Annotated in this window: 23 protein-coding genes; 5 read left to right on the top strand and 18 right to left on the bottom strand. The window is 40.3% G+C overall.

Translation table 11 applies throughout. The features are described from left to right. Positions 1–69 precede the first annotated feature (69 nt). The 9 genes from murG to mraZ are packed head-to-tail and all read right to left on the bottom strand — an operon-like array spanning position 70 to position 10,322. Positions 70–1,161 (bottom strand): undecaprenyldiphospho-muramoylpentapeptide beta-N-acetylglucosaminyltransferase, encoded by a 1,092-nt coding sequence (gene murG, locus ACX0HA_RS08530; protein ID WP_458844845.1) that lies wholly within the window; start codon positions 1,159–1,161, stop codon positions 70–72. A 30-nt stretch (positions 1,162–1,191) separates the two neighbouring features. Then, a complete protein-coding gene (locus ACX0HA_RS08525) occupies positions 1,192–2,526 on the bottom strand; it encodes an FtsW/RodA/SpoVE family cell cycle protein (RefSeq protein WP_458844844.1) in 1,335 nt (444 codons plus the stop codon). 56 nt (positions 2,527–2,582) lie between these two features. Continuing rightward, positions 2,583–3,914: a UDP-N-acetylmuramoyl-L-alanine--D-glutamate ligase gene (murD, locus tag ACX0HA_RS08520; RefSeq protein WP_458844843.1), complete on the bottom strand. Its 1,332-nt coding sequence runs from the start codon at positions 3,912–3,914 to the stop codon at positions 2,583–2,585. A gap of 3 nt (positions 3,915–3,917) precedes the next feature. Beyond that, positions 3,918–5,147, bottom strand: a complete 1,230-nt coding sequence (mraY, locus tag ACX0HA_RS08515) for a phospho-N-acetylmuramoyl-pentapeptide-transferase (protein WP_458844842.1) — start codon at positions 5,145–5,147, stop codon at positions 3,918–3,920. Positions 5,148–5,154: 7 nt separating this feature from the next. Continuing rightward, entirely contained in the window at positions 5,155–6,618 is a 1,464-nt protein-coding gene (locus ACX0HA_RS08510) for a UDP-N-acetylmuramoyl-L-alanyl-D-glutamate--2,6-diaminopimelate ligase (protein WP_458844841.1), read from the bottom strand. Then, on the bottom strand, positions 6,615–8,621 hold the full coding sequence (locus ACX0HA_RS08505; RefSeq protein ID WP_458844840.1) for a penicillin-binding protein: 2,007 nt from the start codon (positions 8,619–8,621) through the stop codon (positions 6,615–6,617). The genes ACX0HA_RS08510 and ACX0HA_RS08505 overlap by 4 nt, the downstream gene beginning before the upstream one ends. Next, positions 8,612–8,959, bottom strand: a complete 348-nt coding sequence (locus ACX0HA_RS08500; RefSeq protein WP_458844839.1) for an FtsL-like putative cell division protein — start codon at positions 8,957–8,959, stop codon at positions 8,612–8,614. The genes ACX0HA_RS08505 and ACX0HA_RS08500 overlap by 10 nt, the downstream gene beginning before the upstream one ends. Positions 8,960–8,965: 6 nt before the next feature. After that, positions 8,966–9,874, bottom strand: a complete 909-nt coding sequence (gene rsmH / locus ACX0HA_RS08495; protein ID WP_458844838.1) for a 16S rRNA (cytosine(1402)-N(4))-methyltransferase RsmH — start codon at positions 9,872–9,874, stop codon at positions 8,966–8,968. Further along, positions 9,849–10,322 (bottom strand): division/cell wall cluster transcriptional repressor MraZ, encoded by a 474-nt coding sequence (gene mraZ, locus ACX0HA_RS08490; protein WP_114758564.1) that lies wholly within the window; start codon positions 10,320–10,322, stop codon positions 9,849–9,851. The genes rsmH and mraZ overlap by 26 nt, the downstream gene beginning before the upstream one ends. Before the next feature lie 406 nt (positions 10,323–10,728). Between mraZ and ACX0HA_RS08485 the strand changes: the two genes are divergently transcribed. The 3 genes from ACX0HA_RS08485 (at position 10,729) to ACX0HA_RS08475 (ending at position 12,822) form a co-directional block, all read left to right on the top strand. Beyond that, complete coding sequence (locus tag ACX0HA_RS08485) at positions 10,729–11,514, top strand: alpha/beta fold hydrolase (protein ID WP_458844837.1); 786 nt, start codon at positions 10,729–10,731, stop codon at positions 11,512–11,514. 204 nt (positions 11,515–11,718) lie between these two features. Next, the gene (yihA, locus tag ACX0HA_RS08480) at positions 11,719–12,339 is read left to right on the top strand and encodes a ribosome biogenesis GTP-binding protein YihA/YsxC (protein WP_458844836.1); all 621 of its coding nucleotides are present in this window, start codon (positions 11,719–11,721) and stop codon (positions 12,337–12,339) included. Positions 12,340–12,348: 9 nt separating this feature from the next. Then, positions 12,349–12,822, top strand: coding sequence for a hypothetical protein (locus tag ACX0HA_RS08475; protein ID WP_458844835.1), 474 nt, complete (start codon positions 12,349–12,351; stop codon positions 12,820–12,822). A gap of 64 nt (positions 12,823–12,886) precedes the next feature. On the opposite strand, the gene gldC is transcribed toward ACX0HA_RS08475, so the two are convergent. Then, positions 12,887–13,228: a gliding motility protein GldC gene (gene gldC / locus ACX0HA_RS08470; protein WP_458844834.1), complete on the bottom strand. Its 342-nt coding sequence runs from the start codon at positions 13,226–13,228 to the stop codon at positions 12,887–12,889. Continuing rightward, a complete protein-coding gene (gldB, locus tag ACX0HA_RS08465; RefSeq protein ID WP_458844833.1) occupies positions 13,228–14,190 on the bottom strand; it encodes a gliding motility lipoprotein GldB in 963 nt (320 codons plus the stop codon). Before gldB ends, gldC begins: the two co-directional genes overlap by 1 nt. A gap of 87 nt (positions 14,191–14,277) precedes the next feature. On the opposite strand from gldB, the gene nadE reads away from it, so the two are divergent. Continuing rightward, positions 14,278–15,084, top strand: coding sequence for an NAD(+) synthase (gene nadE / locus ACX0HA_RS08460; protein WP_458844832.1), 807 nt, complete (start codon positions 14,278–14,280; stop codon positions 15,082–15,084). Between the two features lie 75 nt (positions 15,085–15,159). Then, complete coding sequence (locus ACX0HA_RS08455; RefSeq protein ID WP_458844831.1) at positions 15,160–15,789, top strand: LuxR C-terminal-related transcriptional regulator; 630 nt, start codon at positions 15,160–15,162, stop codon at positions 15,787–15,789. 145 nt (positions 15,790–15,934) lie between these two features. On the opposite strand, the gene dnaG is transcribed toward ACX0HA_RS08455, so the two are convergent. From dnaG to rlmN, 7 genes are all read right to left on the bottom strand, one after another. Then, positions 15,935–17,923 (bottom strand): DNA primase, encoded by a 1,989-nt coding sequence (gene dnaG, locus ACX0HA_RS08450; RefSeq protein WP_458844830.1) that lies wholly within the window; start codon positions 17,921–17,923, stop codon positions 15,935–15,937. A gap of 390 nt (positions 17,924–18,313) precedes the next feature. Then, positions 18,314–19,372, bottom strand: a complete 1,059-nt coding sequence (locus ACX0HA_RS08445; RefSeq protein ID WP_458844829.1) for a hypothetical protein — start codon at positions 19,370–19,372, stop codon at positions 18,314–18,316. Between the two features lie 32 nt (positions 19,373–19,404). After that, a complete protein-coding gene (locus tag ACX0HA_RS08440; protein ID WP_458844828.1) occupies positions 19,405–20,067 on the bottom strand; it encodes a hypothetical protein in 663 nt (220 codons plus the stop codon). After that, positions 20,054–20,614 (bottom strand): RNA polymerase sigma factor, encoded by a 561-nt coding sequence (locus tag ACX0HA_RS08435; protein WP_458844827.1) that lies wholly within the window; start codon positions 20,612–20,614, stop codon positions 20,054–20,056. Before ACX0HA_RS08435 ends, ACX0HA_RS08440 begins: the two co-directional genes overlap by 14 nt. A gap of 218 nt (positions 20,615–20,832) precedes the next feature. Further along, complete coding sequence (locus tag ACX0HA_RS08430; protein ID WP_458844826.1) at positions 20,833–22,680, bottom strand: T9SS type A sorting domain-containing protein; 1,848 nt, start codon at positions 22,678–22,680, stop codon at positions 20,833–20,835. Between the two features lie 272 nt (positions 22,681–22,952). After that, positions 22,953–23,930 (bottom strand): polyprenyl synthetase family protein, encoded by a 978-nt coding sequence (locus ACX0HA_RS08425; protein ID WP_458844825.1) that lies wholly within the window; start codon positions 23,928–23,930, stop codon positions 22,953–22,955. Positions 23,931–23,989: 59 nt separating this feature from the next. After that, a complete protein-coding gene (rlmN, locus tag ACX0HA_RS08420) occupies positions 23,990–25,042 on the bottom strand; it encodes a 23S rRNA (adenine(2503)-C(2))-methyltransferase RlmN (protein WP_458844824.1) in 1,053 nt (350 codons plus the stop codon). Between the last annotated feature and the right edge of the window lie 67 nt (positions 25,043–25,109).

The raw sequence follows: 25,109 nt of genomic DNA, 5'->3' as shown, positions 1-25,109 counted from the left end.
CAACAGTATCTTTATTTTATTTTTCAGCACCTCGACCTAAGAACCTAAGTCCCTAAGCTGCTCAGTACCTTATTTAATCAGTTTCACAATCTCTTCAACTATATCTTTAGTGGCATTTGCTTTTGCCAGCTTCTTTATGTTCTCTCCTAACTTCAGTTGTTTCTCTTCGTTAGCTATCAAATCAGAGAATACCGGCTGAAACTGTGTATCCAGCTGTGCCTCTTTTAACAATAGAGCACCTTCCTTATCAACAATAGCTTGTGCGTTTTTAGTCTGGTGGTCTTCGGCTACATTAGGTGACGGAATAAAGATTACCGGTTTCCCAACAAGGCAAAGCTCTGATACCGATGATGCCCCTGAGCGTGATACCACCACATCTGCCGCAGCATATACCAGGTCCATCCTGTCTATGAACGACAAAACTTTTACATTCCCCTTGTCTCCGTAGTGCTGGTATTCTTCAAAATAGAATTTACCACACTGCCATATTACCTGTACATTTTGCGCCAGCAGCCATGTAAGCTCTTTTGCTATCAGTTGGTTTATCCTTCTTGAACCAAGGCTGCCGCCCAATACCAATAAGGTTTTTTTATTCGGGTCGAGTTCAAAGCGCTCAATCGCCTCTTTCCTGTTTCCGTCAACATTCAATATATCGCTGCGAACCGGATTCCCCGTAAACACAATTTTCTCAGCAGGAAAAAAGCGTTCAAGGTTATCATAAGCTACACATATCTTCTTTGCCTTTTTTGACAGCCATTTGTTAGTTATACCGGGATAAGAATTCTGTTCCTGAATTACCGTTGGCACTCCCATTCCGGCAGCAGCCCTTAACAGCGGCCCACTTGCAAAACCTCCCGTACCTATAACTGCATCCGGCTTAAAGTCTCTTATGATTCCGCGGGATTTTACCAGGCTGCTCATAAGCTTTATTGGAAACATTGCATTATCAAACGTCAGCTTTCGCTGAATTCCTGCTATCCACAAGCCAATGATCTTATAACCTGCCTGCGGTACTTTTTGCATTTCCATCTTATCATTGGCACCCACAAAAAGTATCTCGCTATCCGGAAATCTTTCTTTTAATTCATTGGCAATAGCAATTGCCGGGTAAATATGTCCGCCAGTACCACCACCGCTTAATATGAATTTTTTCTTTTCCAATCTATTATCTAATGTCTATTATCTCAAATCTTATTTCCCGAACACAGCGCTCATTGGGTTTTTACTCCTGTCTTCTATAGAGAAGGCTGCAGGCTGCGACGGTTGTCTACCGCCTTCGGCATCCGCCAATGCATTAGCTTCTTCTTCCTGCTGTTCCCTTAGTATATGCTCGTCTATCATGCGCTGCAATGTCGCTTCGCGCTCTTCTTTTTCTGCAATCTCCTGCGCTATCTCTTCTTCTTTTTTGGTCACGCTGATAATTATACCTATCGAGATACATGTCATCCATACCGAACTACCACCACTACTGATAAGCGGCAATGTCTGTCCGGTTACAGGCAATAGCTCCACAGCTACACCCATATTGATCAGCGCCTGGAATATTATCGGAAATCCAAGACCCACAATCAGTAGTTTTCCAAAAAGCGATTTTGCTTTATGTGCCGTAACCAAAAACCTGAAGAACAACATAAGATAAAGAAACAGTACACCTACCCCACCAACAATTCCATATTCTTCAACGATGATAGCAAAGATAAAATCCGAAGATGATTGTGGCAGGAAGTTCTTCTGTACACTCTTTCCGGGACCTAGTCCATATATCTGTCCTGATGCGATTGCTATCTTAGCCTTTTCAATCTGGTAATCATCTTCATTTGGCTCATCCGATGTAAATCGCTCCAAACGGTTCATCCAGGTATCAACCCTGTTTGGCATTGCATCGGGAAACTTCATCGCGAAACCAACAAATAACAAGAGAAACAACACACCGGCTCCAATTATGGTGGCCAAATAACGCAACGGATACCTGCCAACAAATACGAGCATGCTTACCATCGAAAAGATAAGTGCCGCGGTAGAAAAGTTGGCCGGAAGTATCAATGCCAGTATGGCAAATACAGGAACCCATAACTCAAACAGCGACGCTTTAAACGTAATCTCTTTACCATCCATTTTAGCAAGGTAACGTGCCACATAAACCATAAGCACTATAGAGGCTAATGAAGATGTCTGGAATGTAACACCAATAAAAGGTACTTTTATCCAACGGCTTGCATTGGCACCGTCGATGACCGTACCCTGAAAGAACGTATATATCAATAGCAATGCTACAATAGGCAGTGCTATCTGCGAAATGCCTTTGTAATAATGATAAGGCACTTTGTGAACGAAATAAATAAGTCCGAAACCAATGAAAATATGAACCAAATGCTTAATCAGGTAACCAATAGTAGATCCCTTACCAATAACATACACAAGATTAGTACTTGCGCTGAAAACCGGCATGAATGAGATAAGCGCAAGCAACATCACGAATGACCAGATGCCTTTATCTCCTTTCAGGTTATTGATTAATTCTTTCATTGTTTTATTTTTTGTCCGATGTCGGAAGTCCGACATCGGAAGCCTTCATTTAAATATTATAAGTTCTGGACAGCATTTTTAAATTGCTTTCCACGGTCTTCGTAACTTTCAAACAGGTCAAAGCTCGCACAAGCAGGCGATAATAACACTGTATCACCTTTTTCGGCAAGTTTTTGCGCTACTTTTACAGCTTCCTGCATGCTTGTTGTTTCAATCATAACATCAACAACATTATCAAAAGCATCAATAATTTTCCTGTTATCAACACCAAGACATATTATCGCTTTCACTTTTTCCCTTACCAAAGACATCAGCTCGCTGTAGTCATTTCCTTTATCAACACCTCCTACAATCCATACCGTAGGTGTCTTCATGCTGTCAAGAGCATAAAACGTAGAGTTGATGTTTGTTGCTTTACTGTCGTTAACATACTGTACGTTTTGAATTTTCAGCACGCTTTCCAGACGGTGTTCAACACCCTGAAAATTAGAAAGACTCTCTCTTATTGTTTCTTTCCTTATGCGCATTAGCTGAGCAACTGCAGTCGCTGCCATGGCATTCTTAACATTGTGCTTTCCTTCTAATGACAGTTCGTTGGTTGACATGGTAAATTCGTCTTTATTTATATTACTGATAATAGTATCGTCTTTTAAGTATACTCCGTTTTCAACTTCTTTTGTCAGCGAGAACGGAATTTTTTGTGCTTTAATCGTGTTGTTTTCCAGCCATTTTGAAATTGCTTCATCATCTGCATCATATATCAGAAAATCATCTTCTGTCTGATTCATCGTAATCCTGAACTTTGCTGCTATGTACAATTCATATTTGTACTCATAGCGATCGAGGTGATCCGGACTTATATTGGTTATTACAGCTATATGCGGCCGGTATTTCTCAACCCCATCCAACTGAAAACTGCTCAGTTCCAATACATATCCCTCGTGCTTATTTTCGGCTATCTGCCAGGCAAAGCTTTTACCTATGTTTCCGGCAAGGCCTACATTCAGCGAACCCTGTTTCAGCAAATGGTGCGTCAGCATGGTCGTAGTCGTCTTCCCGTTGCTTCCCGTGATTCCTATCGTGTCTACATCAAGGAACTGGTAAGCAAATTCAATTTCAGATATAATCGGAATACCTTTTTTAATAATCGCTTTTACTATAGGCGACTTATCAGGTATGCCCGGACTTTTCATTACCACATCAGCATTGAGTATAAGCTCTTCTGTATGCTTTTCTTCCTCCCAGTCCAGTTTATTAAGTGCAAGAACTTCTTTGTAATTTTCTTTTATCTTTCCAAAATCGGAGATAAAAACATCATACCCCTTTTTCTTTGCAAGGATGGCAGTACCAACACCGCTTTCCCCTCCCCCAAGTACAACTAGTCTCATAGGCTATCTTAGTTTTAAGGATACAAGTGAGAATATTGCCAACAGTATGGCCACAATCCAGAAACGTGTTACGATCTTACTCTCATGGTAGCCTTTTTTCTGATAGTGGTGGTGGAGTGGCGACATCAGGAATATCCTCCTGCCTTCTCCATATTTTTTCTTGGTAAATTTAAAATACCCAACCTGTAGCACTACCGAAAGATTCTCTGCAAGGAAGATTCCGCACAGTACCGGTATTAACAGTTCTTTTCTAACTGCAATAGCCAATACCGCGATAATACCCCCTATGGTCAAACTTCCTGTATCACCCATAAATACTGTTGCGGGATAGGTATTATACCAGAGGAAACCTATCAGTGACCCAACGAATGCGGCTATATACACCGTCATTTCTCCTGAATTAGGGATATACATAATATTCAGGTAATTCGAAAAGATGATGTTACCCGACACAAAAGCAAAAATACCCAGCGCAAGTACCGAAATCGCCGATGTTCCGGCTGCGAGGCCATCAATACCATCGGTAAGGTTGGCTCCGTTAGATACCGCAGTGATAATGAATATCACTATCGGAATAAAGATCAGCCATGCATAATCCTGGTACCCGTCTCCGGCCCATGAAAGCAATTCGGCATAATCAAACTCATTATTTTTAAAGAACGGAATTGTAGTCGCAGTAGATTTCTCTTCAAGACCACCCTGAGAGATCACATTCACACTCTCGGCACTATAGATGTTCATTTTTCCTGTATCGGTCCTTACGGTTACCGAAGGGTGGAAATACAGTATATAACCTACAATAAGCCCAAGACCTACCTGTCCCACTACTTTAAATTTACCTTTTAATCCTTCCTTGTCTTTTTTGAATATCTTGATATAATCATCTATAAAACCGATGGTTCCCATCCACAGAGTGGTGATAATAAGAAGCATCACATAAATATTATCCAGTTTTGCCAGTAATATTACCGGGATAAGCGTAGAGATAATGATGATAAGACCACCCATGGTAGGAGTACCTGCTTTTTGTGATTGTCCTTCAAGGCCTAGCTCACGAACAGTTTCACCAACCTGCTGTTTTCTCAGGAAATTAATGATCTTTTTACCAAAAACCGTAGAGATCAGCAGCGACAATATGATCGCCAACCCTGAACGGAAAGTTATATACTGAAACACTCCCGTGCCCGGTATATCTAACTGTTTGTCTAAATATTCAAATAAATAATACAGCATATCTCCCCTATTTGTTTAATTGTGCTAAAATCTCTTTTACTGTTTCCATATCATCAAAGTGAAATCGCTCCCCTTTAATTTCCTGGTAAGTCTCATGCCCTTTTCCGGCAATGAGTATAATATCATTTGGCTTTGCCAGCTGGCATGCCACCTTTATTGCTTGCTTCCTGTCAACAATCGAAAGCGTTTTTTTATAGTTCTGGGGCTCTACGCCTTTTTCCATATCCTCAATAATCTCCTCCGGTACTTCACTTCTCGGGTTATCCGAAGTAAATATCGCCTTGTCACTCATACTCGATGCGATATGCGCCATAACAGGGCGTTTGGTAGTATCCCTGTCGCCACCACAACCTACAACCGTAATCAGCTGTTCGTTTCTTGTACGGATGTTCTCTATCGTGCTAAGAACATTCTCTAAGGCATCCGGAGTATGGGCATAATCAACGATTGCCGTGATTTTTGTATCGCTCACAATAAACTGGAACCTTCCCGATACGCTTTCAAGTTCGCTCATCAGTCTCAGCACTTCCTGGTCTTCAAGACCCAGGTTAACCGCAACAGCATAAATAGCAAGCAGGTTATAAGCATTAAAAGTACCTATCAGCTTAACCCAAACTTCCTGATCATTAACCTTCAGCAACAAGCCCGAAAGCTGGTTCTCCAATATCTGCGCTTTATAGTCGGCGTAGGTTTTCAGGGCATACGTAAGCTTTTTTGCTTTTGTATTCTGAAGCATAACCAGGCCGTTCTTATCATCTACATTCACAAGCCCGAATGAACCTTTAGGAAGCTCATCGAAGAATCGTTTCTTCACATCCCTGTACTCAGCAAAAGAGCTGTGATAATCCAGGTGATCATGAGAAAGATTAGTAAACACACCTCCTGCAAACTCAAGCCCGGCGGTCCTGTTCTGATGGATTCCGTGTGAACTCACCTCCATAAAACAATATTCGCAACCTATTTCTTCCATCTCCTTCAGGTACCTGTTTATGGTAAGTGAATCAGGAGTAGTATGTGTTGCTTTATATTCTTTATCATCAACCATTATCTTTACGGTACTCAAAAGTCCCGTTTTGTAACCCGCATTCCTGAATAACTGGTACAATAGCGAAGCAATAGTAGTCTTGCCATTAGTACCTGTAATACCCACCAGCCTTACATTGTGCGAAGGGTTGCCATAATAATTGGCTGCCATGTGTGCCAGCGCAGCACTTGCACTTTTAGCCTCAATATAGGTAATGCCTTCAACCGTAGCTTCAGGCATGGTTTCACAAACAATAGCAACAGCACCGAGGCTGATAGCCTTTTGAATAAAAGCGTGTCCGTCACTTACCGTTCCACGGATAGCCACAAACACATCGCCTGTGGTCACAAGGCGCGAATCAAACTCAATCTTATTGATATCAATATCTGTAGCGCCTTTTACCGCTTCTATCGATGCCCTGTATAATATGTCTCTTAACACCATCACGATAATTCCAATATTATGGTTTGATTCTTAAACACCACTTCACCAGGCCTAAGGGATTGTTTTTTTACTTTTCCAACTCCTATTACCTGTACTTTTAGCCCCATATTACCCAATAGTGCCACGGCATCCATACCGCTCATACCCACTATATTCGGAATAACATTTTCTTTTACTTTTGCTTCTTTGTCATAGTAAGAAGCATATAACTGCTCCTGTTCTTTGATAGCCTTATCAAGCTTCTTCACCTTATTGGTCGAAGGCACATCGGTAAATATCTTTTGTGCAATCCTTTTAAATACCGGACCTGAGACATCGGCTCCATAATAACCTTTATTTACTTTCGGTTTATGGATTATGACTATACATGAATACTGAGGCTTATCAGCCGGGAAATATCCCGCAAATGATGATGCATAATACATACCATCTCCTTTACCCCCGCCATAATTAACCTGAGCCGTTCCGGTTTTACCGGCCATGGAGAAATTAGGCGAGTACAGTTTTGACCCTGTACCTTTCTTCACAACATTCTCCATTACAGCCTTTACCTTATTTATGGTTTCCTGAGAGCATATCTTAGGATTGATAACCTCTTTATCAAATTTCTTGATTGTCCTGTCCCACTCTTTTATCTCCTGAACAAACAATGGCCTTACCAATTCACCGTTATTCGCAACAGCATTATACAATGCAAGTGTCTGCAGTGGTGTCATGGATACCCCATAACCAAAGCCCATCCATGGCAGCGAAATCTTAGACCAGCTTTTTTCCTGCGGCTGTGGGATCCTTGGCTTCCCTTCGCCTTTTATCGAAACTCCAAGCTTTTTATTCAATCCAAAAGCATTCAGGTGATCTACAAATTCCTGCGGATTATCTTTATAATTCTCATATACCGCCTGAACCAGTACAGTATTCGACGAAAGTTCAAATCCTCTTGCCAGCGATACTTTTCCGTAACCGCCCTTTTTAGAATCCTCTACTTTACGGTTAGAATATTTTATTATCCCACCCTGACAGTCATACACTTTGCTCGTATCTACTTTTTTATCTTCCAGCAATGCGATAAGTCCCGCAAGCTTAAATGTAGATCCCGGTTCCTGCGATTCACCTACTGCATAGTTTATGGTCTCATAATATGACCCGTTCTCATGGCGCCCAAGGTTAGATATCGCCTTAACATAACCCGTTTTGGTTTCCATCACCACTACACAACCATGATCAGCCTCATAATATTCAAGCTGTTTCAGCAATGCATGGTGTGCAATATCCTGTATATACACATCAATGGTAGACACTATATCATAACCATCAATCGGCTCTACTTCGTTATTGTCGCTAATAGGCTTCCATTGGTTCTTCGCGATTTTCTGCATCAGGTGCCTGCCGTCTTTACCGTTCAGGTATTTTGCGAATGCTCCTTCAATACCCACCTCAAGATTTTCTCCTTTGTGATCAATTCTTTCGTAACCAATGGTACGTTCGGCAATCTTTCCTATCGGATGCTCACGTATCGTTCTTTGTTCCGTGATCACACCCCCTTTAAAAGCACCAAGATTGAATAGCGGAAAGCTTTTTATACGCAGATATTCCGTAAAACTCAAATCGCGGGCAACAAGAAAATATCGGTTCTTTTTAGCTCTCGCCCTTTTCAGTTCGCTGTAATAATCTTCAGATGGCTTACCCAACATAACTGACAACGAATCTGCCAACGGCTCGAGGTATTTATTAAAGTCCTCCTTATTAGGGGCCAGCGCATCAAAGCGTATATTATAATTCGGGATCGATGTAGCCAAAAGGCTGCCATCTGCCGAGTACACATTACCTCTGTTTGCAGGGATGGTAAAATCCTTAACCGTACGATCTTTAGCCAGTTTACGGTAATAATCACCCTCAACCCACTGTATGTTTACCAACTTTATAGAAATAAGTATAGCCATCACAAAAATTGCGAAGGCTACCAGGTACATCCTGTACGACATTTTTTTATCGTTATCTATTGCCATAAGCTTTCAAAAAATCCTTTTTCTTCTTCCTTAATTACCTTAATCTTTTTCGGCGGTACCGACGCAGGAAATATCTGTCGCTCTTCCATCTTCTTCGATATTGTTGACTCCATTTTGAGCTCCATAAGCTCCGAACGAACATCTACAAATTGCGAACGATACTCTTTCACTTCCGTTTCCAGCTCTTTTATCCGGTAATTTTTCTGTTCGTAGTTATGAGTATTAGCAATCATCAGCATACAAACAAAAACAAGGAACACTATAAAGCGCCAGTTCTTCATAGACCCTTCGTCTATAAGATATTTTGCCCTTAACAGATTTATAACCCCGCCTTTCATATATGCTTATTTCTTTTCTGCTACTCTTAATTTTGCACTTCTCGCCCTGTTGTTTACCGCAATTTCCTCATCAGTAGGAATTATCAGCTTTTCTATACTTTTAAAAGGAACCTCAAAATTGCCAAACATATCGCGTTCCGGCTCACCTTCAAACATTCCGTTTCGCATAAAGCGCTTTACCAACCTGTCTTCAAGCGAATGATAAGATATCACACTAAGCCTTCCACCTACGTTTAGAATCTCCAGCGACTGCTCTAAAAATTCTTTAAGAACATCCATCTCCTGATTCACTTCGATACGTATCGCCTGATAGATCTGCGCGAGTATCTTATTGCTTTTATGCCCCGGAAGAAACCTTGACAACACTTTTTTAAGCTGTTCAGAGTTTTTTATTGGCTCAATATTTCTGGCTTCCACTATCACATGCGCCATAGCACCACCATTCTTCAACTCGCCATAATCAAAAAGAACTCTTTTAATATCAGCCTCATCATAGTCGTTTATCACCACAAAAGCATTCAGCTCATTCTTTTTACTCATCCTCATATCCAGCTCAGCCTCAAAACGGGTAGAAAAACCACGTTCCGGCACATCGAACTGATGCGAAGAAACACCAAGGTCAGCCAATATGCCATCCACCTGCTTCACGCCATGAAAACGAAGAAACCTTTTTATGAACCTGAAATTCTCAGGTATCAAAACAAAACGCTCATCGTCAATTATATTCGCCTGCGCATCTTCATCCTGGTCAAAACCAAACAATCTGCCGTTTGGCCCCAGCCTCTTCACTATCTCCCTTGAATGGCCTCCGCCACCAAAAGTTACATCCACATATATTCCGTCCGGCTTTATATTTAGGCCATCAACCGTTTCTTTCAGTAAAACCGGATTATGATATTCCATCTTCGTCGTCATTTAAGTTACCCATTACCTCTTCTGCCAGATCCGCAAAATCAACCACCGAATCATCAATAGACTTCTCGTATTTATCCTTATCCCATATCTCCACAATATTCACTGCAGATGAAAGCACAACGTCCTTATCCATCTCAGCAAACACAAAAAGATCTTTTGGTATAAGCAGCCTGCCCGTCGCATCAATCTCAATCACCTTCACCCCGGCAGTAAACCTCCTGATGAAATCATTGTTCTTTTTTACGAAGCGGTTAAGCTTGTTGATTTTTTGCATCATCTTATTCCATTCTGCCATCGGATACAATTCCAGACAAGGCTGAAAAACCGAGCGTTTCAGCACGAATCCATCTTCCAGACCGGCATGCAATTGCTTCTTCAAAGGAGCAGGCAGCATCAGCCTTCCCTTCGAATCCACCTTACATTCATATGTTCCGATAATGGTATTCAAGCAGTTATGATTATAGAGATTACAAAGCAAATATAGCTATATTTTACCACTCTCTACCACTTCCTACCACTTTGTTAATAAGTTTTGCACTTTTACTCCCACCTGAAAAAAAACTCTTACATTCACCAAAATGATAATTTTAGAGAATCTAAAGGGCTTTCAAAAAAATGATGGAAAATTGATAATTTTTTAAGACATCTTAACATTCAGAATAGAAAAAATGGAAAACAGCATTAAATTGTTAATAACCCTCAAAACTGAGGCTTAATGAGTTAAGGGAATCACACTAAAAATCATCCTGAAAAGCGCACAAAGGTTAAAAAATAACCCAAATATCTTACTGTAAAATTCATTGTAAGGCATATTATTATATATTTGCGATAACAGAATTTGTTCAGACCAAAACATGCAGAATACAAAAAAAGAAGGCAAATACACTTATTATGAAGCCGGCGAAGGAACCCCTATCATCATACTACATGGTCTTATGGGCGGCCTAAGCAACTTTGACGGCGTAGCAAACTATTTTCCTCAACAAGGCTATAAAATAGTCATTCCGGAACTTCCTATTTACACACAAAGCATCCTGAAAACTAATGTAAAGGCCTTTGCCCGTTGGGTAAAAGACTTTATAACCTATAAAGGTTTTGACAGGGTTATATTACTTGGCAACTCCCTTGGAGGCCATATCGCCCTTTACCACACCAAAATGTATCCTGAAAAAATGCTTGGCCTTATCATTACCGGCAGCTCAGGATTATATGAAAGTGCTATGGGCGACAGTTACCCACGCCGAGGCGATTATGAATACATCCAGAAAAAAGCCGAAGCTGTATTTTTCAATCCCGCTATCGCTACCAAAGAAATTGTAGACGAGGTATATGCGATGGCAAACGACAGGATTAAACTTATTAAAACCCTTACCATTGCTAAAAGCGCCATACGCCACAACATGGCTAAGGATTTACCGAAGATGCATGTTCCTACCTGCATCATCTGGGGTAAGAATGACAACGTTACACCTCCTGAAGTAGCCGAAGAGTTTCACCAGTTGCTGCCAAACTCTGCGCTTTGCTGGATAGACAAATGCGGACACGCTGCAATGATGGAGCATCCTGACGAATTTAACCGCCTGATGCACGAATGGCTTAAAAAGCTTGACACAGCACACCACCTTTTGACAGAAGAATAATTTACGGCATTCGCCAATTACCATAAAAACCACGAACTACAGCAATTCGTGGTTTTTTTATTCACGGTGGTAAATAGTGGCAATAATTTTACTGCCATAAATCTCATTAATGCCACAAATTCAAATATCATGCGAAATTAGCGCTGGTTGGTGTAATTCGTGGCTAAAAATATTTACACTAACTTTGCAGTAAAATAAGAAGATATGAAAATTAATACTGCCGAATTTATAATAAGTAATTCAGACGTTAGCAAATGTCCTAAAGAACCGCTTCCGGAATATGCTTTTATCGGCAGGAGTAATGTGGGTAAGTCATCACTGATAAATATGCTTACAGGACGCAACAGCCTTGCCAAAACTTCAGGCAGGCCGGGCAAGACACAACTGATCAACCACTTTAAGATAAATGAGAACTGGTTTCTTGTCGATTTGCCCGGCTATGGTTATGCCCGTGTATCTAAATCGACAAAACAGACATTCCAGTCATTCATTACCGAATATTTTGAGAAACGCGAACAGCTCGTTTGTGCATTCGTACTTATCGACATTCGCCTTGAAGCCCAAAAGATAGATATTGAATTCATCAATTACCTTGGAACCATAGAAGTTCCTTTTTGCATAGTCTTTACAAAAGCCGACAAGATCAGCCGTGGAAAAGTTGACCAGCATATTGCTGCGTACCGCAAAGCACTTCTTGCCAATAACTGGGAAGAGATGCCACAGCATTTTGTAACATCATCTACCGAGGGTACCGGCCGCGATATTGTACTTAGCTATATCGACGAGGTGAACCAGGGAATTTTTGACAATCAGGGATTTTTATAGATCATTTTTATGTCACAAGTACTAAAACCATTTTCTGTACTTTTTGGATTATTGATACTTATATCCTGCCAAAAAGAAAGCAAAAGCAACAATGCTGAAAAATTACTGTTTGACCAGTATAAGGAGTCGGAGCATTTTTACCAGACCAACCTTAATGACTACGAACAGTTTATAAGCGGCTATATCTCCGAAAACCCTAAACTGGGGCTATTCCCTAGTTTTGACAGCATCAAAAAGATAAAAACCATAGTAGACAGAACAGTCGCTCAAATTGACGAAACAAAAGGACCTGACAAGAAAAACCTCATCAGTGACAGCAGAAATGAGATTGAAAAACTATCACACTATAAATTTGAGTTCATCGATCTGAAATCACTCGAAGGACTTAACGACAGCCTGTACAGCCAGGCTGTTAAAACCGACCTGCTCCGAGCTAATTACAATATATTCCTGCAGTACTCTCACGATAAGATGAAGCAGTAAATTCGATAAATAAAAAAGCGGCTTTAAAATTTTAAAGCCGCTTTTTTTACAATATCAATTCAGATTATTTCTTTCCTATCTCCAGCTTTTCAGCAAAATAGTCACAGAAATCTTTCATGGTCTCACTCATTTTTTTGTCACCTGTAGCACGTTCAAAGGTATCGGCCATGGATACAAGCGTCTGATGATAAAACACCTTCATCTCATCAACGGGCATGTCTTTTGTCCAAAGATCGATACGCATGCTTTCCTGAGCATTGCTGTCCCATACCGAAAGCATTACTGCTTTAGACTCTTCTTTCTCAACACCGCCATCACGGGCAGTCCAGAACAGTTTTTCAGGAACACGGTTATCATCTAACTCAACTAGTATTTTTATTTCAGACGTTAGGGGTTTATCAGACATTACTTCTTGGGTTTGTATTTAGAATTATCAAAAATTGTTTTGGCGTCCATTGCCAAAAGATCCTGCAAAGGTACGTTTTTATTATTTTCAGCATACGCTTTTACGATCTGCCAGCCCATCCACTGTCCTATCCTTCCCGGCGACTCATTATCAAGCTCAAGGTAGAATTTAGAAAATGGCGCAGGATTTATAAAACGCGCGGGCAGCTTAGGGTCAGAATCATACAACAGTTTCTTATCCACAAAATAACGCCATATCTCCGTTTCATTCGCTTCTGCCCACGCAAGCTGTTCGGCAGTATAACCTATTCTTTCATTTGCAGGAGTATCCGGAATAAGCAGGTCTTTCATGTAAAGCTCTTTACCCCAGTATATCATTAAGGAAAGTAATTGCCTGTCACGTGGAGGAGCAATTTTCCCATACATGAAAGACGATGCCAGGTCAGGCATGATCTGCGCAGGCTCATATTGCTGGATCTCGTACTTGTTAAGCCCTTCATACAGGTAATTATCTTTACCAAGATAAAGACTTAATGGTATTAATATAACCTGAGGGCTATACACCGCTTTAATATCGGTATCATCGCTTACAAGAGTTACCACTTTAGGTGTAGGCAGCTGAGGATAATAATATTTAATATGCTGAAGGAATGCACCAACATTATCTTCAAGAGCATCAAGATTGGCAAATTTTTTATCAACTTCGGCTTTAAGCTTCAGCATAAAAGGATCCTGCATTTTATTGATCCATACTCCATCACCATTCCCTTCCGGAAAAAGATACGGGTATTTTTGCTTTAGCTCAATCAGTCCTTGCGGCCCTTTCGCGAAAAAATCTTTATCAAAGCGTTCTATCTTTACGTCTGGCACAGGTATCGCAGCAATCTTCTGTTCTGCCTCGCTTTCCTTCTTACAGGCCGCAAAAAGCACCAAAAGCGCAAGGGCAAGGATACATTTCTTCATTTTTTGTATTTTTATTAGTAATTTCTTATTAAGGTTTTTATAATTTTATCGCAAATATACGACGCACTCATTTAATAACGAATAATTATGCCCATCAAGTCCTCTTTTCAGGCAGAAGCGATAAACGAACATATTGTAAAATGGCTTAGCCACTATGCACAAAACGCAGGAGTTAAGGGTTTTGTTGTAGGGATATCGGGCGGAATCGATTCAGCACTTACATCTACACTTTGCGCACAGACGGGACTACCTACTCTTTGTATAGAAATGCCAATACACCAGGCACAAAGCCATGTTAGCCGTGCACAGGAACATATTAAGAACCTGAAAGAGCATTTTGACAACGTTTCTTCAGAAAGGGCTGATCTAACCCCTGTATTTGAAATTTTCAAACAACAGGTACCGTCAAGCGAAAATCCGTATATATTAAACCTGACGCTTGCCAACACAAGAGCCAGGTTAAGAATGACCACTTTATATTATTTTGCAGGATTACACAGTGCCCTGGTAGCCGGCACCGGAAATAAAATAGAAGATTTTGGCGTAGGTTTCTTTACTAAATATGGCGATGGCGGAGTTGATATAAGCCCCATTGCCGACCTTTTAAAGTCTGAAGTAAGGGAACTTGCAAAATATCTGAAGGTAACCAATACCATAATTACAGCCAAACCCACAGATGGGCTTTTTGGTGATGACCGAAGCGACGAAGACCAGCTTGGTGCAAGCTATGACGAACTTGAATGGGCAATGGAACAGCTCGAAAACGGAAAAGATCATAACGACTTTAGCGGAAGGCAAAAAGAAGTTTTTGGAATTTATAAACGACTGAATACCATTAACCAACACAAGATGAAGGCGATACCTGTTTGTGAAATACCCCAGGAATTGAAATAAAATTCCTTCATTCACAATTCTTTAAGAATTAAATTATTAAATTTACTATAGTCTAAACCCCAAAATCTAACAATTATGATCAAACTATGCCTCGCGGACAATCACCCCGTAGTGCACTACGGCATGAAATCGTATTTCAGCGATAATCCGCAAATCAGCTTTGCAGGTGTGGTAAACAACCTGGACAGCCTTTTAGATACTCTGGGCAAAAAATCAGTAGATGTTGCTGTGATTGACCTGGAACTGGAAGGATTGACCAGCATCAGCTCAGTTAAATCACTGGTAAAGGAGTTTCCTGACACCAAGGTGATTATATTCACCAACCTTGCAGAACAGATTTATGCGCCCAATGCGTTAAAGGCAGGAGTTTCGGCCTATGTGCATAAAAGTGCAAAAATGGAAGAGCTTGAAAATGCCATTAAAAAAGTAAATGAAGGCGAAGTCGTATTCAGCGAAGCTGTAAAGAAAAACCTTGCCCTGTTAAACAAAGGAAAAAAATCCGAGCGTTTATACAGAAAATTGTCTTCAAGGGAAATTGAGGTATTACGCTACCTTAGTGAAGGCAAGAAAAATAAGGAAATTGCAAAATTGCTTGACCTTAACGAAAAAACAATCAGTACTTACAAATTGCGCCTGCTAACAAAACTACACGTTACAAATCTTGTAGACCTTGTTAACAAAGCAAAAACGTTAGACATTGTTTAATCGTAAAAAATCATCCACGGAAAACAACATTACACTTACTATAACGCATAAGTGACGGTATTGTTTTGCCAATACCCCACCCAACCAAATAAAAACGCCCTGCTTACTACCAGGGCGTTTTGTTTTATATACTATTTTGAGAATTTTAATAGAACTGGCTCCTTATCCTGCTCATTTTTCTTGAAAGATAATTTACCAGCGTATTATAATCGTTTACAGCCATTAATATCTCCATGTTATCAGCTTCAGGGCTTACCTGCATTTTCAGATCCTGTATAAGCCTTCCTAACAGCAGCCAGCGAAGGTCTACAATATGTTCATTAGTATAGTTGGCAACTGTGACTATTTTTTCTTTTACCGGTATCTGTTTTTTTTCTTCCCATTCGTGCAGGTAATATTTCTCATCCTGCATATATATATCCGTCGCTACATGCTGCAATTCGGGATGAAGGGTATTCAGGAAAGTCTCTATCACCATTTCCTGGTTAGCCAGGTAATAATCCATTATACCCTTATAAAGATCTTTAAAAGCAGGATTGGTAAATTCTATCTCATCTTCCTGAAGATTCAGGTACACACGCTCATATACTTTGTATGTTTTATTCTCTGTCTCTTCGTATTCCTTACCAAATTCATCATATTTAATATACACGTCCTGAAACTCCTGCTCTGTATTTCCGTAAAGCAGTAATATCTCTACTATTTTACGCTCCAGAGTATCAAGTATATTTATCCTTGTCTGGTTTGGCATACCCAGCTCATCTTCATACACAGGCTTCATTACGCTCTCACGTTGCTCTTCTTTCATTTTCTTTCCTGCATCGGCAACATCCTTCTGTACCAGCTGCGCCAGCGTACTCGAAAGCACCTGTTCAGAGATATCCATAATACGGGCACATTCCTGTATGTAGATCTCACGCTGAATCCTGTCCGGGATCTTTGAGATACTGGTAACCATATCCCTGATCAATCCCGCTTTCTTTACCGGATCGTTCTTGGCTTCGTCCATAAGAAGTCCCGCCTTGAACTGTATAAAGTCTTTAGAATTATTATTAAGGTAAGCCAACAGCTCATCGTGAGGTGTCTTTTTTGCAAAGCTGTCAGGATCTTCTCCGTCGGGAAAAGTGCAGACTTTTACGTTCATCCCCTCTTCAAGGATGAGGTCTATACCACGGATGGATGCTCTTAATCCGGCTGCATCTCCGTCAAAAAGAACCGTTATGTTTTTTGTAAGCCTGTTGATGAGCCTTATCTGGTCCGGAGTCAATGCAGTTCCCGAAGATGCTACTGTATTCTCAATACCTGCCTGATGGAATTGTATCACATCGGTATAACCTTCTACTAAATAACAATTATCCTGTTTGGCTATGGCTTGTTTGGCGTGATAAATACCGTACAGTACTTTGCTCTTGTGGTAAATATCGCTTTCGGGTGAATTCAGGTATTTGGCAGCTTTTTTATCATTGCCGAGTATCCTTCCACCGAAACCAAGCACACGCCCCGACATACTCTGTATAGGAAACATAACACGCCCGCGGAAACGGTCTATATGCCTGCCGTCCTCCCTTGTTATGGTAAGACCTGTCTTATCAAGAAATTCGAGCTTATAAGCCTTCCCTAAAGCTTCTTTGGTAAAGGCATCCCATTCTTCAGGAGAATAGCCCAGTCCGAATTTTTTGATGGTATCGCCGGTAAAGCCACGTTCTTTAAAATAAGAGTAGCCTATGGCCTGGCCTTCGTCAGAATTAAATAAGGTATTGTGAAAGTATTTCTGCGCAAACTCAGAAACCAGGTACATGCTTTCTTTTTCGTTAGCCTGTTCCTTGTCCTGCTCAGTCTGTTCTGTTTCTTCGAGTTCTATGTTATATTTCTTTGCCAGATACCGAATGGCCTCGGGATAGGTAAAATGTTCGTGCTCCATAAGGAACGCGACTGAATTCCCTCCTTTTCCCGAACTAAAATCTTTCCATATCTGCTTAACCGGTGAGACCATAAACGACGGAGACTTCTCATTACTGAACGGACTCAACCCTTTCAGATTGGTTCCTGCCCTCTTTAAGTTTACGAAATCACCTATTACCTCCTCTACACGGGCGGTTTCAAATACGGTATCAATACTGGCTTTAGATATCAAGGTTTCTTAGTTGCAAAGTTGATGAGTGCCAAAGTTACAAAGATTAGCTCCAAATAAAAAAGCAGGCCCTTACTAAGCCTGCTTTTCATTACCAAAAAAAAAGAAATACACTACATCTAATGATTACTGATCCTGTCTAGGTAACACCAGAATTGGACAGTTCTGACATTTGATTAACCATTCACAGTAATCCTAAAAACTTTTTCAAAACTACCGCGATTAAAGGCATAAAAAAATACCCAATAGTGGGTATTTTGCAGTTTTGTATGTTAAGAATAGTATGATCCTTGTATTTTGATCCTGCAGTGTCCCAAAAAAAGCAATTGAAATAAAAAAGGGTGCCGTTTACGCCAGCACCCTTCTTTCGAAATACAAAACTAACCCTCGTATTTAATTGAAATCAAATCGTATACCAATTGATAGATTATTTTGGTCAATATCATTATTTTGGAAAACAGTCTGCAGGTCATACTTCGCATAGATACTTATGTCGCTGTAACCAACGTAAGCACTCAACCCATAAACAAAGTCATTTACATTAAAGTCTCCTTTTGTTTTTTGTTTCACATCATTATCATCTGAATTGTTATATTTTAAGATCTGTTTTTCTTTCACATTTACCCCTGCATACCCTCCAAGGCCAACCCTGAAGCTTTTGTGTATTGGATAATATGTCTTATCGCCCACAACTTTTTTGGGAGTGAAATCAAACTCAAGATGCATCGGTATAACAAGATTTACATAACGAAGGCGTGCCACGTCCACATCAACACCTGAATCTACCAGTATCGTCTTGTTGCCATCTACAGCAAACATCTTATCATTGTTTGGCCTAAGGTTGTTATATTGCAAAGACAGTCCGTATTTTAAATGCAGAAGGTTATTGTTTGTAAACAATCTAGTATTCCAGGCAATACCCACTTCATAAAAATCTGAACGGTCTTTAAAGTCATCCGTATTGATCTTACCATCCTCAACTACACGGTTAGCACCCAATGCATATACAAACTGAGAAGTCGTTCTCTTAAAATCATAACGTACAACACCTGTCGTTATAGTGTCTCTCTCCCCATTATCATCGATAATAATCTGGAATCGTGATTTTTTTCGTTCAGGTTTAACTTTACCATCTACCTTGTCTTTTACAAGCTGGTCAAGCTTTTGCTCTTCCACAGCAACTTTGGTTTCAATATTTTTGGCACGTTTTTCAGCATACTGCTGTTTTTGTGCTTCTGCCTGGTCGGCAGTTATTTCTTTATTCTCAAGCTTAACGTTTACCGCTTCAACTTCTATCTTAAGCGAATCTTTTTGCTGCCTGGTTATAGTTTCAATATTCTTGGCTATTTCTTTAGCTCTCACTTCAAACGTCTGAGGTGTTTTTTCCTGAGCTGTCATTTTTGTTACAAGAAGGCACAGCAATCCTGCCACATAAAAAGTTATTGTTTTCATGTTGATGGTTTTAATTATTTGTTATTGGTGATTTATTCGTAATTTCTGTTTGCAACTGCTGAACGCACTACATTAAAGTTTTTTACTGCGCCTATAAGAACTTTATCTTTAAAGCTGTCGTCAAGTTCTTCTTCCGCTGCAGACAATAGCGCATTGGGGTCAACTTTTACGCCCGTTCTCTTTTTAACAGTTTCGGTGGGTGTCGCAGTAGCAAGCAGCTTTTGAGCGTCATTTGTAATAATCAACTGTGTTTCGGGCTTTGGAGATGGAGCATTTATTAGTACACCTTCATCTGTAGCATCAACAACCTGTTGTTTGTTTATTTTATTATGTGTACCTCTGTTTTTATCAGACGGATTTTGATTTATCGCTACTGCTTCCTGATTCATTATTGGAGCAATTTCAATTTTATTATTTTCAACTTCGGTTTGTGGCTGTTGTTGTTCTGTTGTTACGACACTATTGTTATTCTCAAGTCCGTTATTTTCTTTTTCCTGATTTAGGAACAATACCCCAGCCAAAAGGAATACTAAAAAAGCTGCTGCCATATACATCCATGCCCTGCTTTTCTTAGGCTTTTTATTTTCAGCAACCGAAAGCATCGCATCCAGCCTGTCCCAGGCCATGCCGGAGGGCTGGATAGTCCTTTGCTCCAGCTTCTCTTTAAAATCCTTTTCTATTTTATTCGGTTCCATTTTCGTAATTCTTTAATTTGTTAATCTGATCCTTCAACATCTTCCTTGCGTGCGACAACTGCGATTTTGATGTCCCTTCATTTATCCCCAGCATTTTTGCTATTTCCTGGTGTTTAAATCCTTCGATCGCATAAAGGTTAAACACCATCCGGTAGCCATCCGGCAAGCCATCTATCAGTGTTTGGATATCTTCTACCGAAAAATGACTCTCTATATTATTAAAGGTATCCTCTACATAAAACTCATCTTCAAGGAATTTCACTTTCTTCTGGACTCTCAGGTAAGAAATGCATTCGTTTACCATTATCCTGCGTATCCATCCTTCAAAGCTTCCTTTATGCTCAAATGCCTTCAGGTTTGTAAACACCTTCATGAAAGCCGTAATCATAATATCTTCCGCCTGGTGCACATCTTTCACATACTGCCTGCAGATGCTCAGCATCTTCGGCGCATGTTTAGAGTAGATCTGCTGTTGCGCATGGCGGTTGTTATCCGCTGCCTGCGCAATGATATCTTTCTCTTCCTGATGTAAGGCAATTACTTTCAAAACTTATTGGTTGATTGGTTTGGGCGGCTATCATTTCTCAATTACTAACCGACTTCTATTAGCATAGACGAGGCTCACATAAAAATGGTTGCATCGAAGTGTAAAAATAGTTCATTTTTTTTTTGAATTATAAAACAACACGCTGATTATCAGATTGAAATAAACCAAAAAAAAGTCGCCCATTGGGCGACTTTAATTCAATTATTGTAAACTAAAAACTATTTCCTGATGAATTTCTGAATACTGACAGCTCCATCAACCGTAGCATGCACTATATAAGTGCCTGACTGCAGATGGCTTACATTAATAGTAGTTACGTCAGCATTTTTAGGCTGTGCTTCAAGCACTAACTGCCCAAGCATATTGTAAACAGACAGTTTTTCTATCGTTGCACCAGCCTGTAACGTTAATATGTCATTGGCAGGATTAGGATACATGATAAATTTATTCTTAACGATCTCATTAAGTCCGGCTACAGCATTTTCACTGAAATAAATATTATCTGCATATACAGTAGCACCTCCTTCGCTAACAAATACGAACTGAGAGATATGCTCGTTATCTGCAAGGCCTGTGAAACCTGAAATTGGAATATGAAGCGACACCCATTCTCCCTGCGCAGGGCCTGTAATAATATACACTCCTTCAGAGTCATCACTGCCTGCACCGTTATAAACGCCATTAGCACCGAAGTCTACCATTTTGATTGTAAATGTTGTAAAATCTGCAGACCATACGTCCATATGCAGATACCCCATATCTGAAATATCAATTTGGTTATCGATACCGATATCAGTACCTACATAACCTAATGCACCGTATTTTTTTGTTGCATTACCCTGAATCTCTAAATCGGTTGTAGAACCTGTAGACCAGTCTGTATGCCAGTTTTCCACTGTCTGGTTTGTATACACACCGCTGAATAATGAGATTACCTCATCTGCCGGAGCTATAGGGTCGGGTGCCGCAGTCAGTGGTTCATTAACAACAATTATCTCTGAATTAAAATACACATTATCTACATATACAGTAGAAGTCCCGTTACTTGCAAAAATGAACTGAGATATATGCCCTTTAGATGTAAGTCCTGTAAACGATGACATTGGTATATGATAGCTTATCCACTGTCCCTGAACCGGAGCATCGTAAGTAATTTCATGTTCGCTGTCATCCCCGCCACCAAATGTGTTATCAGCACCAAAATCAACAATTTTGATTCTGAATTGGGTAAAGTCAGATGACCAGACGTTAAGGTTAAAATAGGTCATATCGGTAACATCCAGAGCATTTGCCCCTACAGTCTCCACACCGTTAAAGCTCAGATTACTGTACTTTTTAGTTGCGTTACCTTCAATTTCAACTTCCTCCAATGTAGCTTCTGACCATTCCGTATGCCATGAATCAACAGGAACATTGGTATAAACACCGCTAAACAGCGAAATAACATCGGCCGCAGCCACAGTTGGATCCGGTGCAGCTCCAGTTGGTGCGGCAGGCGGTGGTGTATCTTCGTTGCTGAAATAGACATTGTCTACAAAAACCGTAGCATTGCCTTCACTGGATAATATCAACTGAGATATATGCTCTTTAGTAGCTAATGCCGTAAAAGCTGACATTGGAATTTTAATTGTATGCCATGCATTTTGGCTTAGCCCGGGATAGCTTACCTGCGCTTCAACATCATCACCTCCGTTAAAAGCATTATCCGCTCCAAAGTCAACAAGCTTAATATGTATTGTTGTAAAGTTAGGCGACCATACATCAAGATTAAAATACGTCATACCCGTAGCATCAATCTGATTTGGATTCACTGTTTCAATACCAACATAGCCAAGACCGGTGTATTTTTTCACATCATCACCGGCAATGTTAACTTCTTCAAGAGCACCGCCAGACCAGTCGGTACGCCATGTATTAACGGTAACATTAGTGTATGCCCCACTAAACATAGATATAACATCGTCCGCAGGTGCAGTAGGTAACGGTGCAGGTGCAGCTGGAGCTTGAGCCTGAACACTCCCTGCAAAGGCCAAAGGCAACAGCAGGGCAAAGTAGATTTTTTTCATAAATGTTTTGTCTTTAATAGGTTTCAGATAAAATTATAAAGATTGAGCATCCTGAAATAAAATATTGACAATACAAATACTATACAAAAACGAAATTCGTATTTTTTAAGATAATTTTTTACCTAATAACCAATAAAATAAGATATGTATGCTTGAGAGTAAAAAACATGCTTAGCCAACCTACAACGATTTTGTTGTGGCAATGTATAGGTGTAATTAATGATAGTAGTAGAATGTTGTATGGAAAGACTTAGCTACAACACAATAGAAATTTAGATTTTTCTCTCAATAACGTAATTTACCATCAACACCAATGCATCTTTGTAGATAGATGCAGGATAATCTGACAGTAGTAAAAGTGCTTCTTCGCGAAACTGTGCCATGCGCTGTTCAGCGTAGGTAAGCCCCTGCTTTTTCTTTACGAAGTCAATAACTTCTTTTACGCGCTTTTTATCTTTGTTATGATTCTTAACCGAATTAATCACCCATTTTTTTTCTTCTTTAGTACTGTTATTCAAAGCATAAATAAGAGGAAGTGTCATTTTTTGCTCCTTGATATCTATACCGGTAGGTTTGCCAATAGCGTCATCAGTATAATCAAAAAGGTCATCTTTAATCTGGAATGCCATACCAATAAGCTCACCAAATTTTCGCATCTTTTCAGTATGAATACTGTCCGGCTCTACAGAACAGGCGCCAAGCGAGCAACAGGCAGCGATAAGAGTAGCCGTCTTTTGGCGTATGATCTCGTAATATATATCTTCGGTAATATCCAGCCTTCTGGCTTTCTCTATCTGAAGCAGCTCTCCTTCACTCATTTCGCGAACGGCTACCGATATTATCCTTAAAAGATCGAAATCGCCATTATCTATCGATAACAGCAATCCTTTGGAAAGAAGATAATCTCCAACTAGTACCGCAATCTTATTTTTCCATAAAGCATTGATCGAAAAAAAGCCACGTCGCCTGTTACTGTCGTCCACAACATCGTCATGCACAAGTGTAGCAGTGTGAATAAGCTCAATTACCGATGCTCCCCTATAGGTACGTTCATTCACCACCCCTCCACTTACCATCTTGGCAGTAAGGAATACAAACATAGGACGCATCTGCTTCCCTTTACGGTTTACGATATAATAGGTGATTCGGTTTAGCAGTGCCACTTTAGAAGACATGGACTCATGGAACTTTTTTTCAAAAAGTTCCATTTCCTGCATTATGGGCTGCTTAATCTGCTCTGTTATCTTCATAGCGCATCAAAGATAACAAAAGCACTATAACCCCCAAAGGAGAATTAAGAAAGTTTCTGTTAAACAGCAGCTTCATTTTTGTTTGCCAATTGTCCACAGGCAGCATCTATATCTTTACCACGGCTGCGGCGCACTTTAGCAACAATATCATTCCTTTCGAGCGCCCTGATGTAGGCATCTATAACCTCAGGATCGGCCTGTTGGAATTCACCATCATCAATAGGGTTATATTCGATAAGGTTCACTTTGCAGGGAACATATCTGCAAAACTTTACAAGCGCATCGATATCAATTTTTCTATCATTGATTCCTTTCCATACAACATACTCATAAGTCACACGGCTTTTGGTCTTACTGTACCAATACTCCAGCGACTCGCGAAGGTCTGCCAGTGGAAAGTTCTCACTAAAAGGCATGATCTTAGAACGCACCTCGTCTATTGCAGAGTGCAGCGATACAGCCAGCTTGAAACGCACTTCATCGTCAGCTAGTTTTTTTATCATTTTAGGAAGTCCCGAAGTCGAAACGGTAATACGTTTTGGCGACATTCCCAAACCTTCAGGAGAAGTTATCTTTTCGATTGCTTTGAGGACATTATTATAGTTCATAAGCGGTTCGCCCATACCCATGAATACAATATTAGAAAGCGGCCTGTTGTGGTACAAACGGCTTTCGCTGTCTATGGCAGCAACCTGGTCAAAAATTTCATCAGGGTTAAGGTTACGCATGCGCTTAAGCCTTGCAGTAGCACAAAAGTTGCAATCAAGGCTGCAGCCTACCTGACTCGAAACACAGGCAGTAGTACGGGTTTCAGTAGGGATAAGCACCGATTCGACAACAAGGCCATCATGAAGCCGCACAGCATTCTTAACAGTACCATCGGTACTGCGCTGCATCTGGTCTACATGAATGTGGTTAATCACAAAGTTATCTTCGAGCATCTGCCTCGTGCCTTTAGCAACGTTGGTCATATCCTCAAAGCTATGTGCATGTTTACTCCACAGCCACTCATATACCTGGTTACCCCTGAATGCCTTATCGCCATTGGCTACAAAAAAATCACGCAACTGCTCTTTTGTAAGCGCCCTAATATCTTTCTTCTCCGTTTGCATGCTGCAAAGGTAGTAACTATTTAGTAAATATCCGTTTTTGCAGAATGGCCTAAAAAAGCAGCTCCGG

It is taken from the genome of Flavobacterium hauense (assembly GCF_054457175.1).
The sequence above is the reverse complement of the archived record's forward strand: the minus strand, read 5'-3'. Positions and strand labels throughout refer to the sequence as shown.

Bases quoted from the DNA above. Each gene is read 5' to 3' on its own strand.
- ACX0HA_RS08525 (WP_458844844.1), bottom strand. From the start codon at position 2,526: ATGAAAGAATTAATCAATAACCTGAAAGGAGATAAAGGCATCTGGTCA.
- murD (WP_458844843.1), bottom strand. From the start codon at position 3,914: ATGAGACTAGTTGTACTTGGGGGAGGGGAAAGCGGTGTTGGTACTGCC.
- mraY (WP_458844842.1), bottom strand. From the start codon at position 5,147: ATGCTGTATTATTTATTTGAATATTTAGACAAACAGTTAGATATACCG.
- ACX0HA_RS08505 (WP_458844840.1), bottom strand. From the start codon at position 8,621: ATGGCAATAGATAACGATAAAAAAATGTCGTACAGGATGTACCTGGTA.
- ACX0HA_RS08500 (WP_458844839.1), bottom strand. From the start codon at position 8,959: ATGAAAGGCGGGGTTATAAATCTGTTAAGGGCAAAATATCTTATAGAC.
- rsmH (WP_458844838.1), bottom strand. From the start codon at position 9,874: ATGACGACGAAGATGGAATATCATAATCCGGTTTTACTGAAAGAAACG.
- ACX0HA_RS08485 (WP_458844837.1), top strand. From the start codon at position 10,729: ATGCAGAATACAAAAAAAGAAGGCAAATACACTTATTATGAAGCCGGC.
- yihA (WP_458844836.1), top strand. From the start codon at position 11,719: ATGAAAATTAATACTGCCGAATTTATAATAAGTAATTCAGACGTTAGC.
- ACX0HA_RS08475 (WP_458844835.1), top strand. From the start codon at position 12,349: ATGTCACAAGTACTAAAACCATTTTCTGTACTTTTTGGATTATTGATA.
- gldC (WP_458844834.1), bottom strand. From the start codon at position 13,228: ATGTCTGATAAACCCCTAACGTCTGAAATAAAAATACTAGTTGAGTTA.
- gldB (WP_458844833.1), bottom strand. From the start codon at position 14,190: ATGAAGAAATGTATCCTTGCCCTTGCGCTTTTGGTGCTTTTTGCGGCC.
- nadE (WP_458844832.1), top strand. From the start codon at position 14,278: ATGCCCATCAAGTCCTCTTTTCAGGCAGAAGCGATAAACGAACATATT.
- ACX0HA_RS08455 (WP_458844831.1), top strand. From the start codon at position 15,160: ATGATCAAACTATGCCTCGCGGACAATCACCCCGTAGTGCACTACGGC.
- ACX0HA_RS08445 (WP_458844829.1), bottom strand. From the start codon at position 19,372: ATGAAAACAATAACTTTTTATGTGGCAGGATTGCTGTGCCTTCTTGTA.
- ACX0HA_RS08440 (WP_458844828.1), bottom strand. From the start codon at position 20,067: ATGGAACCGAATAAAATAGAAAAGGATTTTAAAGAGAAGCTGGAGCAA.
- ACX0HA_RS08430 (WP_458844826.1), bottom strand. From the start codon at position 22,680: ATGAAAAAAATCTACTTTGCCCTGCTGTTGCCTTTGGCCTTTGCAGGG.
- ACX0HA_RS08425 (WP_458844825.1), bottom strand. From the start codon at position 23,930: ATGAAGATAACAGAGCAGATTAAGCAGCCCATAATGCAGGAAATGGAA.
- rlmN (WP_458844824.1), bottom strand. From the start codon at position 25,042: ATGCAAACGGAGAAGAAAGATATTAGGGCGCTTACAAAAGAGCAGTTG.